Here is a 14,895-nt window from a genome sequence, read left to right as displayed (position 1 = left end):
CGGATCGCCCCGCGCCCGGGTTACCCCGCGCCGTGGTGGGGCGGCTAGGCTGGTGCCATGCCCTCTGACTCGGACCCCCGCACGGACACCACCGTCGTCGCGGCGCCGACGCCGGTGAGCGCCGAGCGCATCCTGGAGGCCGCCCACCGGCTGGGCCTGAGGTACTTCGTCGACGACGAGGGCGACGTCGGCATCCCTTGGCGCTGCGTCGTCGTCCACGTCATCTTCCAGGACACGCGCGCCGTCCAACTGCGCGGCACCTGGCACCGCATCGCCGACACCGAGCACCTCGCCGCCCTGCGCTCCCTCGTTGAGGACTGGAACGCCACCCGCATCGGCCCCAAGGCCTTCCTGACCGTGGGTGACGGGGGGATCGTCCGCCTCCACGGCGAGATCACCTACCCGCTGGACGCCGGCATGACCGACGCCCAGATCGATGACTTCGTCTTCACGGGATGCCGCCTCATCGTCGCCCTCGTGCGTGAGGCCGAGGAGGTCTTCCCAGACCCCCTGCGCGGGAGCCTCGAGCCGTGAGCGAGGCCCCTCGGCGGCGCACGCGCCTTGAGCGCCTGGCCGGCTTCATCGCCCGATCGATGGGCAAGGGCTGGGACCGGCGGGCCGGCGCCGCGCGCTCCGCGGGGGACTCCTCGCCCGGGCCCTCGCCATCCTCCGCGCGATCCGCCCCATCGGCGGGATCAGCCCCGGGGGGACCCTCATCCGACTCGGTTGACCCCGTCGACTCGGCGGACTCAGCGGACCCCTTTGGCCGCCCCAACCGCGCCCGCCCCCTTGGGAGCCCCCGGCGACATGGCTCGGAGAACGTCAGCGCGGGCCCAGGTGGCGCGCCCCGCACCCGCAGCGGGGCCCGGGGCGCGCGGGGCTCCGCGCAGCCCGCCGACGAGCAGGTCACCTCGCGCCTGACCCTGGAGCGCATCGAGTCCATGCTCGCTTCGGAGATGTCCTATCGGATCCGCCGCGAGGAGGATCAGGGCCACGCCACCCTCATGGGCAACTGGGACGGCTTCCCCTTCATCATCGAGATCCCCGCCGAGCACGACGGCTGGCTCCTCATCTCCGGGGACTGGGCCGAGCCCGGCCCCGAGGGGCAGCGCGACGAGCTCGCATCCGCCGTCAACGACTGGAACCGCGACCGCTACTTCCCGACCGTCGCCATCGTCGACGGCCCCGAGGGCCCCTTCATCCGCGCCATCTACATCACCGACCTGCGCGCGGGCATCACCGACGACCAGCTGCGCCTCCACCTCGACACCGCCCTGGCCTCCTGCACGCAGGCGCTGCGCGCCATCGCCCCTCTCCTGCCCGAGCTGTGAGGCCCACCGTGGCACTCACGCGCATCGCCGTCGTCGGCCCGACGGCGACCGGCAAGTCAGAGCTCGCCCTCGACCTGGCCGACGCCCTCGGCGGCGGGCCCGCCAGCAGCGAGATCCTGGGGGCCGACGCCTCCCAGCTCTACCGGGGCATGGACGTGGGCACCGCCAAGCTCCCGCTGGCCGAGCGCCGCGGCTACCCCCACCATCAGATCGACGTCCTCGACGTCGCCCAGGAGGCCTCCGTCGCCGCCTACCAGCGGCACGCCCGCGCCGATCTCGCCGCCATCGAGGCCCGCGGCGGGCGGGCCCTCATCGTCGGCGGCTCGGGCCTCTACGTCCGCGCCGTCACCGACGCCCTCGACTTCCCCGGCACCGACCCGACCGTGCGCGCGAGCCTGGAGGAGCGCGCCCGCGCCGAAGGCGCCCGCGCCCTGTGGGAGGAGTTGGCCGGCGCCGACCCCCTGTCCACCCAGCGCATCGATGAGGGTGATACCCGTCGCATCGTGCGCGCGCTGGAGGTCCTAGCCGTCACCGGCCGCCCCTTCTCGGCCACCCTGCCCCGCTACGAGGACGTCGCCCCGACCGTCCACCTGGCCCTGCGCCCGCCGCGCGAGGCCCTGAGCGCCCGCATCAACGCCCGCGCCGCCGCCATGTTCCGCCCCGTGGCGGGCCCGGGCATCATCGAGGAGACCCGCGGGCTCATTAGCGCCGGGCTTCGCGAGGGGCCGACGGCGAGGCGCGCCATCGGCTACGCCCAGGCCCTGGCCGTCATCGACGGGGGGATCAGCGTCGAGGAGGCCGTCGCCGCCACGGCCGCCGACACCCGCCGACTCGCGAGCCGCCAGCTCAAGTGGTTCCGCCGAGACCCGCGCATCCACTGGATCGACATGCGCCTCACCCCTGATGGGGCGGTGCCCGACGGCGAGCGGCAGCGGGTTCTCGACGTCGCGCTGGGGCTGGTCGGGGCCGCGGATTCCGGGCAGCCCCAGCCCGTCGCATAGGGTGGGCGCATGACCACCTCGACGCGCAACGGCCTGGCGGGCCACGAGCTCATCAAGGGGCGCGCGGCGGGCGACGACCTCCTCATGCTCGTCGATCCCGACTGCGATGTCCCTCTCACTGCCGCGGACATCGCCGCTGTGTGCGACCGGCGCGGCGGCATCGGCGCCAGCGGGCTCGTGCGCGTCGTGCGCACGGCGAGCCTGCCTGGGGCCGAGCGCTTCGCCGAGGCCGTGCCCGAGGCGGAGTGGTTCATGGACCACTACAGCGCCGATGGGGCCGTCGCCGGGGCATCCCCCAGCGCCGCGCTCCTGCTCGCCCAGACCCTCATCGCCGAGTCCCTGGCCGTGATCCTCGAGGGCGCATCGGTGACCATCGGGACGCGCGGGGGCGCTCGCACCGCCACCAGGATCGGAGACCTGTGGGCCGTGGACATGGGGCCCGCGCGCCTGCCCTCCCGCCCCGAGCCCCCCGCCGGCCCCGCCGGGGCGGACGAGGACTGGCCCGGTTGGGATACCGCCGTCGTCATCCCGGGGATCGACGGCCCCCGCGCGGGCCTGAGCGTCACCATGACGGGTGCCGCGGCTACCCACATCGTCATCGCCCTGGCCGACGAGGCCGAGCTCGACGCGGCGAGCCCCGAGGGGGCCATCGGCCCCGGCGGGGCCGTGCGCTACGAGCCCGAGCCGTCCGCGCCGGTGGCCCTGGACGCCGTGGTCCCCCTGGGCGAGGAGGCCGACCCCGCCACTGGGGAGCCGATCGGCGTGGCCCGCCTGAGGGCCCTGGGCCGCTCGGAGGGGGACGCCCCCTCCACCGCGATGAGCTGCTGCGCCGTCGCCGCCGCCCTCCACGAGTGGGAGGGCGAGGGCGCCCCCGAGTCCTACCGCCTGCTCGTCCCCGGCGGGGAGGTCGGGGCCCACGTGGGCGCAGCCCCGGGGGGAAGCATCATCCTCACCGGCCTGGCCAGCCTCATCGCGCGGGTGGTGGTCCTATGATCGGCCACGACCTGCGCCAGGTCGCCACGACCGGCCTCATGCTCTTCGCCCTGTTCTTCGGGGCGGGCAACCTCATCTTCCCGCCCTCCCTGGGCGCCTCCAGCGGGGACGCGGTGGGCGTCGTCGTCATCGGCTTCATCGCCACCGGGGTCATCCTGCCGCTCCTGGGCGTCATCGCCGTGTCCACCTCCGGGGAGGGGATCCTCGGCCTGGCCCGAAGGGTCGGGCCCCGCTTCGGGCGCGTCCTCCCGCTCGTCGTCTACCTGTCCATCGGCCCGCTCTACGCCATCCCCAGGACCGCGATCGTCTCCTACGAGCTCGCCACGAGGCCGCTCCTGGAGCTCGCCGGGATGCCCACCGGCCCCGTGGCCCTGGCCCTCCACGCCGTCGGATTCTTCGCCGTCGCGCTCGCCCTGTCCCTGCGGCCCTCGCGCCTGGCCGACCGCATCGGCAAGTTCCTGACGCCCGCGCTCCTCATCCTCATCGCGGTGCTGTGCGCCGCCGCCATCATGGCGGGCCCGGTGATCGATCGACCCGCCACCGGCGCCTACACCACCGCGCCGCTGGCCGCCGGGCTCACCCAGGGCTACCTCACCATGGACGCGCTGGCGGCCACCGTCTTCGGGATCGTCGTCATCACCACCCTGCGCGCCCAGGGGCTGAGCACCGACAGGCAGATCCTGTGGGGCACCAGTGGCGCCGGGGTCATCGCCGCGATCTGCCTGGCGGCCGTCTACGGCAGCCTGGCGCTGCTGGGCATGCACGCCGACGGGGATCCCGCCGACGGCACCTCGCTCCTGCGCGCCGCCGCCGCCGACTCCCTCGGGCCCACGGGCACGGTGGTCTTCGCCCTCGTCGTGGTCCTCGCCTGCCTCTCCACCGCCATCGGGCTCATCTCCTCCTGGGCCGGCTACGCCAACACCGCCTGGCCTCGGATCGATTTCCGCGCCCAGGCCATCGGCTGCTCCGCCGTCGCCCTGGCGCTGACCAACCTGGGCTTGAGCGCCATGATCGTCATCATCTCGCCGGTCACGCTCCTGCTCTACCCCATCGTCATCACCCTCATCGTCGTCACGCTCATCGACAGCGCCGCCCCGGGCCATCTGCACTGGACGTATCGGGTGCCCGTGAGCCTGGCCGCCGTCCTCGGCGCCGTCTCCGCCGCTGCGGAGACCGGCTGGTCGGCGCCCTCCGACCTCCTCGCGCGCACCGGAGCCTGGGACAACTCGATCGGGTGGGTCCTGCCGGTGGTCATCGTCATCGCGCTCTCGATCGGCGTGGATGTCGCCACCGGCCGGTGGAGCCGCCCCGCCAGCGACACCAGCGACGTGCCCGACGAGGTCCGGAGGGCCATCGCCTCGCAGTACTGAGCCCCGGGTCCTAGGGTGGGCTGGTGACACCCAGCGCCAGCGACTCCCCCCACCCCGCCGCTCCCGCGGCCAGTGGGTCGGGGCCGATGGACCGCCAGCAGAAGGAGATCCTCTCCGTCCTGCTCATCGCTGCCTTCATGTCCCTCCTGGCCGTCTCCTCGGTCAACGTGGTCCTGCACGCCATCGAGACGAGCCTGCGCGCCTCCACCTCCGCGCTCCAGTGGGTGGTCTCCGGATACGCCCTCGTCTTCGGGATCCTGCTCGTGGCCGCGGGGCGCGCCGGGGACGTGGTGGGCCGGGGCCGCCTGCTCGTGGCGGGCCTGGCGGTCTTCGGCACCGGCGCCCTCCTCTGTGGCCTGGCGCCCTCCCTCCTCGCCCTCAACCTGGCGCGCCTGCTCATGGGCGTGGGCTCGGGCTTGCTGAGCCCCCAGGTCACCGGGATGATCCAGCAGTACTTCGTAGGCGAGCGGCGCGGGCGCGCCTTCGGGATGTTCGGTGGGATGGTGGGCGTGTCCGTCGCCGTGGGGCCGGCCATGTCCGGCGCGCTCATCGGGGCGCTCGGCCCCGAGGCCGGGTGGCGCGCCTCCTTCCTCGTCAACGTGCCCGTCGCGCTCATCGGCGTGGTCGTCGCGCTGAGGGTCCTGCCCGCCTCCGCCTGGGCCCCCTCCACCACCACCGCCGCTCCCGGCCCCCGGCGCTCCGGCGCCTCCGTGAGCACCAGACGGCCCCGCGCCGACTTCGACCCCGTGGGGATGATGCTCCTGGGCCTGGCGACCCTCCTCGTCATGCTCCCCTTCGTTGAGCGCTCCGACTCACCGGTGGGCGCCTGGATCTGGGGGAGCCTCGGCATCGGGCTGGCCCTGGGAGCCGGCTGGCTCGTCTGGGAGCGCCGCTACGCGATGCGCGGGCGTCAGCCCATGGTCCACCTGGGGCTCTTCCGCACGCGCTCCTTCGCCGTCGGCACCTTGCTCATCGGCGCCTACTTCACCTCAGTGGCGGGGATCTGGCTCATCATCGCCCAGTACGTCCAGCAGGGCCTGGGCTCCTCCGCCCTCGCGGCGGGCCTGGTGGGCCTGCCCTCCGCCCTGGCCGGGGCCATCTGCGCCCCGATCGCTGGGCGGCACGCGCTGCGCGTGGGGCGCCCCATGGTGCTCATCGGACTGACGCTCGTCATCGCGAGCCTCCTGGCCACGATGCTCGTCGTCCGCCTCCACGCCACCCGTGGCCTGCCGTTCTGGTGGGCGGGCCTCACCCTCATCCTTCACGGCGCCGGGCAGGCGATGGTGGTTTCGCCCAACCAGACGCTCTCCCTCGCCGAGGTGCCCCTCCACTACGCCGGGGCGGCCGGTGGCATTCTCCAGACCAGCCAGCGCATCGGCACCTCGGTGGGGATCGCCGCGCTGACCGGCATCGCGTTGACGACGGCGGGCCGCCAGGGCTGGGACCAGGGCTTCCTCATAGGCCTGGGCGCGAGCGCCGCGATCTGCCTGATGGCGCTCGCCCTGGCGGTCCTCGACCTGCGCGCCGGGGCCGGGCGGCGCGGGGGCGGCGCGGACGGCGGAACTCTCAGCGGCTGACGCGCAGGACCCGGAATCCCTTGGCCGAGGCCTCGCGCGCCACCGCCCAGCCCTGGGACGCGAGCCAGGCGGCCAGCGAGTCCGCCCCCAGGTTCTTGCCGACGACGAGCCAGGCCTCGCCGTCGTCGGCCAGGAGCGGTAACCAGTCCGTCAGCAGCGCGTGCAGCGCCTCCTTGCCGATCCGCACCGGGGGGTTGGACCAGATGAGGTCTAGGCGCCGCCCGGAGGCGCGCAACTCGGTGAGGAGCGCGCCGGCCGGGGCGGCGCGCACGCCCACCAGCCCGGCGGCCTCCGCGTTGCGCGCCGTGAGGTCCACGGCGCGCTCGTTGGTGTCGGCGGCCAGGACCTCCGCGGCCGGGGAGGCCGAGCCCAGGGCCAGAGCGATCGGGCCCCAGCCGCAGCCCAGGTCCAGGAAGCGGCCGGTCTCGGGCGGATCGGGCACGTGGTCCAGCAGCACCCGCGTGCCCTTGTCCAGGCGGTCCGCGCTGAAGACGCCGGAGGCCGTGGTCACCTCCACCTCGCGGCCCCGGATCGTGAACCTGTGGCGGCGCTCAGCGGCCCGGGCGGCCGGGGAGGCGGTGAAGTAATGCTGGTCGCTCACGCCACCCAGGCTACCCGCTGCCGAGGAGGCCGGGCGGGCCCGGGGCCGGTCCCGCTCAATCTATGCGCCGCGCGAGCAGGGGAGTGGCGGCCAGCCCTACCACGAGCACGATGAGCACGGGGACGAGCAGGCGCGCCTCGACTCCGGCCGTTGTCGGGGCCACGGCGGCGGTGACGAGCGTGGCCAGGGCGGCGGCCCCTGCCGAGCCCGCCACGGCGGCGGAGGTGGCGGCGCGCGCCTGGCTGATGCCGTCATCGATCTCGGGCGCGGTGATGACCCGCAGCCACGCGTCCTGGTTCGTCAGCCCCATCCCGGCCCCGAGGACCCCGAAACCCGCGTGCAGGCACCACCAGGGGGCGGCGCCGGCCAGGGCCACGATCATGAGCGCGCCCCCGGAGGCGAAGGCGATCCCCGCCAGGGCCGCGCGCCGCCGCAGGAGCCGGGGATCGCGGGCGGGGCGCGCCCCGCAGCGCATCGCGATCACCGACCAGCACACGCCCGCCGTCGTCAGCGCCCAGCCGATCGCGCCCGGGCCCAGCCCCAGCACGTCATGGGCGGCCGGCGCCACCACCAGGTCGATCGTGAAGTAGAGGGAGCACAGCCACGCCAGGGTCCCGACGGCGGCCCTGCGCCCGCGCTCCAGCCGCAGGGAGCCCGCGGGGAAGACACGCGCGCAAGCCCCCACCACGAGGACCATCCCGAGGCCCGCCATCGGCCAGAACCAGGGGCTCGCCGCCCGGGCCGCGCCGATGACGCCGACCCCGCCCGCCATCGCCAGTGCGGGGATCCACGGCGCGCCGTCGTCCCCGCGCAAGCGCAGGTCCGCCGCCTCGTGCGCCATCGCCGCCCGCGCCGCCACGAGGACGGGCAGGTAGCCCACGAGCGCCCAGCGCCACCCGGCGGCGGCGCTCAGGGCCGCGGCGTAGGCGGGCCCGATGAGGGAGGAGACCACCCACATCGCCGATCCCGCCGCCGCGTACAGGCGCCGCCAGGCATCGGGCAACCCAGCCACGAGCACCCCCATCGACACGGTGGCGAGGGCCCCCGCCGCCAGGCCGCGCAGCACCTCGCCCAGGATGTACACCCAGATGGTGGGCGCGAGCGCGCCGATGACCGCGCCCGCCGTGAGCAGCGCGGTCAGAGCCGTCATGAGGGCGCCGGCGCGCCAGCGCTCCAGCATCGCGCCGCCCAGGGGCATCGTGAGGAACGCGGGCACCTGGGCGGCCGCCGTGACCAGGCCGTAGGAGTCGCGGGCGTCGAGGTCGGTGGCCAGCAGCGGCAGGACCGTCTGGTTGATGTAGGTCTGCATCCCCGCCAGGAGCTCGACGACGAGCATCGCCATCGCCAGATGGCCCAGCCTCGTGGTCAGCAGGGCGCGCGGTGATGGTGGCGGCGCGGGGGCCCGCGTCGTCGGCGATGGGCTCACGCGCCGAGACTAGCGCCGACGAGCGCCGAACCCCCGGGGGAGCGGGCGCGACTGCGCTACAATGCGCCCATGTGGATCACCCGGATGTCGTGACCGGCGGCCAGCAGGCCCCGCCCATGCGGCCGCCCGGACCGACGCGCCGGATCGGTCGGCCCGTCGAGCCCCGCTCCGGGCCCGCCTCACGCGATTCCGAAGGACTCCAGTGACCCACCCCACCCCCCAGACCGCCGGCCGGCCCGACGACGCAGAGGCCGCTGAGGCCCGCGCCGAGGAGATCGTCGCCCGCATCCTCTCCCGCCGGGGGACCGCCCTGGCCTCCACCGCCTCCCAGCACGAGAGCCGCGAGAGCGACGATGGCTCCCTGGAGCGGGAGGCCCGTGCCGCCACGCGGCGCGTCGCCTCCCTGTCCACCGAGTTGGAGGATGTCAGCGAGGTCGAGTACCGCCAGATCCGCCTGGAGAAGGTCGTGCTCGTGGGCCTCGACCTGCCGCGCGCCGCCGGAGGCCCTGCCGGGGCGCAGGACGCCGAGACCTCGCTGGCCGAGCTCGCCGCCCTGGCCGAGACCGCCGGCTCGGAGGTCCTCGACGCCGTCATCCAGCGCCGTGACCACCCCGATCCCGCCACCTACCTGGGCAGCGGGAAGGCCAAGGAGCTCGCCGAGATCGTCTCGGCCGCGGGGGCCGACACGGTGATCGTCGACGGCGAGCTCGCCCCCTCCCAGCGCCGCGCCCTGGAGGACGTCGTGCGGGTCAAGGTCGTCGACCGCACCGCCCTCATCCTCGACATCTTCGCCCAGCACGCCAAGTCCCGCGAGGGCAAGGCCCAGGTGGAGCTCGCCCAACTGGAGTACCTGCTGCCGCGCCTGCGCGGATGGGGCGAGTCCATGTCCCGCCAGGCCGGCGGGCGCGTCGCCGGGGGACAGGGCATCGGCTCGCGCGGCCCCGGCGAGACGAAGATCGAGCTCGATCGGCGCCGCATCCGCGAGCGCATGGCCAAGCTCCGCCGCGAGATCAGGGCCATGGCGCCCTCGCGCGAGGTCAAGCGCGGCTCACGCCGCCGCGGCCCCATCCCGAGTGTCGCCATCGCCGGGTACACCAACGCCGGCAAGTCCTCCCTCATGAACCGCCTCACCGGCGCGGGGATCATGGTGCAGGACGCCCTTTTCGCCACCCTCGACCCCACGGTTCGCCGAGCCCAGGCCTCCGACGGGCGCGTTTACACGCTCACCGACACGGTCGGCTTCGTGCGCAACCTGCCTCACGAGCTGATCGAGGCCTTCCGCTCCACCCTTGAGGAGGTCGCCGAGGCGGACCTCGTCCTGCACGTCGTCGATGCCGCCCACCCCGACCCCCTGTCCCAGATCGCCGCCGTGCGCACCGTCCTGGCGGAGATCCCCGGCGCCCTGGAGGTGCCCGAGCTCATCGTCCTGAACAAGGCCGATCTCGCCGATCCGATGACGCTCGTGGCCCTGCGCTCCCAGCTGCCCGGGGCCCTGACCGTCTCAGCGCGCACCGGCGAGGGCGTCGGGGAGCTGCGCGAGCGCCTGGAGGAGATGCTGCCCCGCCCGGATGTGCCCGTCGACGTCGTCGTGCCCTACTCGCGGGGCGATCTCGTCTCGCGCGTCCACGCCGACGGCGAGATCGAGTCCATCGAGTACGTCGAGGCCGGCACGCGCCTGGTCGCCAAGGTCAGCGCCCCTCTCGCCGCCGAGCTCACCGGCGCGGCCCTGTGAGCGATCGGGCGGCGGGCCCGCCCGACGGCGCCGAGGGCCCGTGCGCCGCCGCGCTGACAGCGCTGACGGCCCTGGCCCACGCCGTGGACGCCATGGGCGGCAGTCCCCGGGCCGGGCAGGAGGAGATGGCCAGCCGGGTCCACCAGGCCCTGGCCGACGGCACCCACCTCATGGTGCAGGCCGGCACCGGCACCGGGAAGTCACTGGGATACCTCGTGCCCGTGCTCGCCCGCGCCGTCGAGGCGGGGGAGCGGGCCGTGGTCTCCACCGCCACGCTCGCTCTTCAACGGCAGATCCTCACCAAGGATGCGCCCCTGGCCGCCGACGCCGTCCAGGAGGCCACCGGCCGCGCCCCGTCGATCGCCCTTCTCAAGGGCTGGCAGAACTACCTGTGCCGCCACCGCGTGGCCGGGGGCTACCCCGAGGACGACGACGCCGACTCGCTCTTCTCCGCCGCCAGCGCCCTGGCCCCCGCCCGCCTGGGGCAGGCGGGGGCCACCAGCCTGGCCGAGCAGGTGCTGCGCCTGCGCGAGTGGGCCTCCACCACGGGCACCGGCGACCGCGACGACCTCGTCCCGGGGGTGACGGACCGCGCCTGGGCGCAGGTCTCGGTCTCCCGGGCCGAGTGCCTGGGCGCCTCCTGTCCCTTCCACGACGACTGCTTCCCCGAGCTCGCCCGCGCCGCCGCCGGCGAGGCGGATCTGGTCATCACCAACCACGCGATGCTCGGCATCGCCGCCGCCGGCAATCCGAATGTCCTGCCCGAGCACGACATCATCGTCGTCGACGAGGCCCACGAGCTCGCCGACCGGGTCCGCTCGCAGGGGACCGTGAGCCTGTCCGCCGCGGCCGTCATGCGCGCGGCCGCCACCGCCCGCAAGCACGCCGGCGTCATCGCCGCCGACCTGGAGGCCGCCGGTCAGGCCCTCCAGCTTGCTCTGGCCGACCTGCCCGATGGGCGCCTCGAGGCGGGCCTGCCCCAGGCCCTCCACGACTCCCTCATCATTCTCGACGAGGCCACCCGGCGAATGGCCGGCGACATCCGCGAGGCCGCCAAGGCCCGCTCAGGAGACGCCGGCGCGATCGCCCTGGCTCGCACCGCCGTCGCCGACCTCCTCGACGCCGTCGAGCGCATGACCTCGGGAAGCGTGGAGGCCCGCCGGGACGTGGCCTGGATTGAGAGGCCCCGCATGGGCGCCGACCCGCCGCGCCTCCTGCTCGCCCCCATCGACGTGGCGGGCAGGGTCGCCGACACCCTCCTTGAGGGGCGGGCCGCCGTGCTGACCTCGGCGACCCTCGCGCTGGGCGGGAGCTTCGGCCCCATGGCGCGGGCGCTGGGCCTCGCGCTGGGAGGCACCGCGTGGGACGGGATCGACGTCGGCACGCCCTTCGACTACGCCCGCCAGGGCATCCTCTACACCCCCACGCACCTGCCCCGCCCCCAGAAGGGCATCTCCGAGGCCGCGCTCGACGAGGTCCTCGCCCTGACCGAGGCCTCCGGTGGCGGGATGCTGGGCCTGTTCTCCTCCAGGCGGGCCGCCGAGGAGGCCGCCTCCCTGCTGCGCGGCGCCACCGGCCTGACCGTCTACGCCCAGGGGGAGGACCAGCTGCCCACGCTCGTGCGCGCCTTCGCCGAGGACGAGGACTCCTGCCTGGTGGGCACCCTGAGCCTGTGGCAGGGAGTGGACGTGCCGGGGAGGGCCTGCCGGCTGGTCATCATCGACCGCATCCCCTTCCCCCGCCCGGACGATCCCGTGGCCAACGCCCGCGCCGAGGCGGTCAGCGCGGCGGGGGGCAACGGCTTCATGTCCGTGTCCGCCACGCACGCCGCGCTCCTGCTCGCCCAGGGCGCGGGGCGGCTCGTGCGCCGCTCGGACGACCGCGGCGTCGTCGCCGTTCTCGACCCCCGGCTGCGCCGCGCCCGCTACGGTGCCTTCCTGGCCCGCTCCATGCCGGCCCTGTGGCCCACGACCGAGCGAGAGGTCGTCCTCGGGGCGCTCAAGCGGCTCGCGGCGGCCGGGCGCTAGATGAGCGCTGAGACGGGCGGGGGCGCCCCGCTGATGGCGGCTCCGCTGATGGCGGCCGAGGGAGGCGACGCCGAGTCATACGGCTCCGGGGCTTAGGGCCGCTGTGGCCCGCCCCTCTTGCGACTAGGCTGGGCCCTGGGCCGAACGGCCCATCCCCGAAGATCTGGAGGTTTTCCGTGTCCGACGCCGCGATCACCAACACCGCTGAAGGCTCCTACCCGACGGGCAAGTCCGGCCGCCCCTCGAAGGTCGCCATCATCGGCGCCGGAGCCGTGGGCTCCACCCTCGCCTATGCCTGCGTGACCAAGGGCGTGGCACGCGAGATCGTCTTGCAGGACATCGCCAAGGAGAAGGTCGAGGCCGAGGCCCTCGACATCGCCCAGGGCATCCAGTTCACCTCCGCGGGCGCCGTCTCCGGCTCCGACGACCCGGAGATCTGCCGCGGCGCCGACGTCATCGCCATCACCGCCGGGGCCAAGCAGAAGCCCGGCCAGTCCCGCCTCGATCTCGCCGGCGCCACCGTGGGCATCATGGAGAAGATCCTGCCCAAGCTCGTCGAGGTCGCCCCGCACGCCATCTTCCTCCTCGTGGCCAACCCGGTGGACGTCGTCACCTACTGCGCCCGGAAGATCACGGGCCTTCCCGACAACCAGGTCTTCGGATCCGGCACCGTCCTGGACACCGCCCGCATGCGCTACCTCGTCTCCCTGGAGACCGGCACCGCCACCCAGAACATCCACGGCTACATCGCCGGTGAGCACGGCGACTCCGAGGTCGCCCTGTGGTCGAGCTGCGAGATCGGCGGCGTGCCGGTCACCCAGTGGGGCAGGACCCTCGACGGCGGCATCTTCGACCAGGCCAAGCGCGACCGCATCGCCTATGACGTCGTCCGCTCCGCCTACCGCATCATCGAGGGCAAGGGCGTGACCAACTACGCGGTCGGCCTGGCCGTGCAGAAGATCATCAGCGCCGTCCTCAACGATGAGCAGCGCGTGCTTACCATCTCCCCGCTGCTGGAGAACTGGCACGGCATCTCGGACGTGTGCATGGCGGTCCCGACGATCGTCGGCCGCGAGGGCGCCGGGCGCCGCCTCGAGCTGCCCCTGACCCTCGACGAGCGCGACCGCCTCACCGCGTCCGCCCAGCGCCTGCGCGAGGTCGCCCGCGGCCTGGGCTACTGAGGCCCCGCGCCCGCGCGACGACGGCGCCCCCATCCGGTCATGGATGGGGGCGCCGTCGTCGCGTTGCGGGCGCTCGCTACAGCGCGCGCAGGACGGTGACGACCCGTCCCATGATGGTGGCGTCGTCGCCCGGGATCGGCGCGTAGTCGGGGTTGCGCGGCAGGAGCCACTGGTGCCCGTCCTTGCGGGACAGGACCTTGACCGTGGCCGAGGCGCCGTCGACGTCGTCGAGCATGGCGGCGACGATCTCCCCGTTGGCGGCGTCGGACTGGGCGCGGACCACCACCCAGTCGCCGTCGCAGATCGCGGCGTCGATCATCGAGTCCCCGTGAACCTGGAGCATGAAGAGTTGCCCGGAGCCGGTCAGGCGCCGGGGCAGGGCCATGACGTCCTCGACCTCCTGCTCGGCCAGGATGGGCGAGCCTGCCGCGATCCGCCCCACGAGGGGCACCGCTACGGCCTCCCCCTCGGCCACTCCCGGCAGCATGGGCAGGGCGGCGGGAGTGGCGGGGGAGGGGCTGGTCGGGCCGGGGGCCACCTGGAGCGTGGGCCCCCCAGGGGCGGCGGTGGATGCGAGGGCCCCGGGCTCCTCGGGGACGATGACCTCCAGGGCGCGGGGCCGCTTGGGGTCGCGGCGCACCAGGCCGAGGCGCTCGAGCTTGTCGAGCTGGTGCTTGACCGACGATGGGCTGGTGAGCCCCACCCTCTGCCCGATCTCGCGCATCGAGGGCGGGTAGCCGTGATCGACGACGGCGTCGCGCACGGCCTCGTACACCGCGCGGGCTCGCTCATCGAGGCTCGCAAGAACGCGATCGCCGCTGGCCGCGCTGCGAGAGCTCTCAGCGGCCCCGGCGCTGCGAGAGCCCTCAGCGGCCTCGGCGCTGGGGGCGCCGTCCTGGTGGGGGCGCTCCCGCGCGCAGGCTCCCTCCGCCCGCCGGGCGGCCGGCCCTCCGGCTCGTGCCTTCGTGGGGCGGCCGCTGCCGCGGGATGTGCTCATCGCGATCTCCTCGGTAGTGCGGGCGGGCTGCCGGATCGGGCCGGCGCCGGGGCACCGGGGCGACCACGGGCCCGGTGCGAGCGGTTAAGGGCGCCGGATTCGTGTCAGTGCCCGGTGATGTCCTGTTCGCCGTCAACCATACGGCCAGCCCGCCAGTCATTCAAACACATGTTCGAAAAATGCTGGACGTGTCGCGCCGGACTCGCTATTCTTCGAACAGTTGTTCGTCGAACATGTGTTCTAGGAGGTTCCTCGTGAGCGCACTCGCACTCCCGCCGCAGCCGTCCCGCCGCCTGCGGATGGTCACGCCCCTGTCTGCGAGCTCGGCGGCCTCAGCCCCTCGCACGGAGACTGCCGAGCAGGAGGCGCTGCCCGCGCGCGCCGCCGGCGTTCCTCGCCGCCCGCGCCTGCGGCTCGTCTCCGGGGTGGATGCCCCGGAACTCCCCGCCATCGCGGCTCCCGCTGACCTGCGCCGGCGCCCGAGCGCGCCGCGCTCCGCCCGCCCGCGCCCCGCCTCGGGGGCTCGCCGGAGCGCCGCGCCCGGGGCGTTAGAGCCGCGCTCCCGCGCGGGGCTCGCCGAGTTCGCGAGCCTCGCGTCGACCCATCCCGCCATCCGCGGCGCCCAGAGGCGCGCCCCCGCGGCGGGCCCGGCCCAGGCC

Annotated in this window: 12 protein-coding genes and 1 pseudogene; 10 read left to right on the top strand and 3 right to left on the bottom strand. The window is 74.6% G+C overall.

What is annotated here, in order from left to right; all coding sequences use genetic code 11:
* The first annotated feature begins 57 nt into the window (after positions 1-57).
* From GVV76_RS06450 to GVV76_RS06425, 6 genes are read left to right on the top strand one after another with little or no spacing between them, the layout of a single operon-like run.
* Positions 58-534, top strand: coding sequence for a YbjN domain-containing protein (locus GVV76_RS06450; protein WP_159625805.1), 477 nt, complete (start codon positions 58-60; stop codon positions 532-534).
* Positions 531-1,331, top strand: a complete 801-nt coding sequence (locus tag GVV76_RS06445; protein WP_236263272.1) for a YbjN domain-containing protein — start codon at positions 531-533, stop codon at positions 1,329-1,331. Before GVV76_RS06450 ends, GVV76_RS06445 begins: the two co-directional genes overlap by 4 nt.
* Positions 1,332-1,339: 8 nt before the next feature.
* Entirely contained in the window at positions 1,340-2,332 is a 993-nt protein-coding gene (miaA, locus tag GVV76_RS06440) for a tRNA (adenosine(37)-N6)-dimethylallyltransferase MiaA (protein ID WP_236263270.1), read from the top strand.
* A gap of 9 nt (positions 2,333-2,341) precedes the next feature.
* A complete protein-coding gene (locus tag GVV76_RS06435; RefSeq protein WP_159625801.1) occupies positions 2,342-3,325 on the top strand; it encodes a diaminopimelate epimerase in 984 nt (327 codons plus the stop codon).
* The gene (brnQ, locus tag GVV76_RS06430) at positions 3,322-4,695 is read left to right on the top strand and encodes a branched-chain amino acid transport system II carrier protein (RefSeq protein ID WP_159523936.1); all 1,374 of its coding nucleotides are present in this window, start codon (positions 3,322-3,324) and stop codon (positions 4,693-4,695) included. Before GVV76_RS06435 ends, brnQ begins: the two co-directional genes overlap by 4 nt.
* Positions 4,696-4,718: 23 nt before the next feature.
* The gene (locus GVV76_RS06425; RefSeq protein WP_236263268.1) at positions 4,719-6,272 is read left to right on the top strand and encodes an MFS transporter; all 1,554 of its coding nucleotides are present in this window, start codon (positions 4,719-4,721) and stop codon (positions 6,270-6,272) included.
* Here the strand turns inward: GVV76_RS06425 and GVV76_RS06420 are convergent.
* Positions 6,262-6,882, bottom strand: coding sequence for a class I SAM-dependent methyltransferase (locus tag GVV76_RS06420; protein WP_159625930.1), 621 nt, complete (start codon positions 6,880-6,882; stop codon positions 6,262-6,264). The two genes, GVV76_RS06425 and GVV76_RS06420, sit on opposite strands and share 11 nt — an antisense overlap.
* Positions 6,883-6,928: 46 nt before the next feature.
* Positions 6,929-8,299, bottom strand: coding sequence for an MFS transporter (locus GVV76_RS06415; protein WP_328703565.1), 1,371 nt, complete (start codon positions 8,297-8,299; stop codon positions 6,929-6,931).
* 202 nt (positions 8,300-8,501) lie between these two features.
* Here GVV76_RS06415 and hflX point away from each other — a divergent pair, with 202 nt between their 5' ends.
* The 3 genes from hflX to GVV76_RS06400 all read left to right on the top strand — a co-directional run bounded on the left by hflX (position 8,502) and on the right by GVV76_RS06400 (position 13,239).
* Positions 8,502-10,031, top strand: coding sequence for a GTPase HflX (gene hflX, locus GVV76_RS06410; RefSeq protein ID WP_159625799.1), 1,530 nt, complete (start codon positions 8,502-8,504; stop codon positions 10,029-10,031).
* 92 nt (positions 10,032-10,123) lie between these two features.
* Positions 10,124-12,058 carry an ATP-dependent DNA helicase gene (locus GVV76_RS06405; RefSeq protein ID WP_175994122.1) on the top strand — a complete coding sequence of 645 codons (1,935 nt, stop codon included), beginning with the start codon at positions 10,124-10,126 and terminating at the stop codon, positions 12,056-12,058.
* A gap of 176 nt (positions 12,059-12,234) precedes the next feature.
* Positions 12,235-13,239, top strand: a complete 1,005-nt coding sequence (locus tag GVV76_RS06400) for an L-lactate dehydrogenase (protein WP_159523938.1) — start codon at positions 12,235-12,237, stop codon at positions 13,237-13,239.
* A gap of 76 nt (positions 13,240-13,315) precedes the next feature.
* On the opposite strand, the gene lexA is transcribed toward GVV76_RS06400, so the two are convergent.
* A complete protein-coding gene (gene lexA / locus GVV76_RS06395; RefSeq protein WP_159625797.1) occupies positions 13,316-14,236 on the bottom strand; it encodes a transcriptional repressor LexA in 921 nt (306 codons plus the stop codon).
* Positions 14,237-14,490: 254 nt separating this feature from the next.
* Between lexA and GVV76_RS06390 the strand changes: the two are divergent.
* A pseudogene (locus tag GVV76_RS06390) lies at positions 14,491-14,895 on the top strand (hypothetical protein); the annotation flags it as partial.

Origin of the sequence: Actinomyces sp. zg296, from assembly GCF_009829695.1 — a bacterium.
Lineage (GTDB): Bacteria > Actinomycetota > Actinomycetes > Actinomycetales > Actinomycetaceae > Actinomyces > Actinomyces marmotae.
Note: the sequence above shows the minus strand (reverse complement) of the source record. Positions and strands in the feature narration are given on the sequence as shown.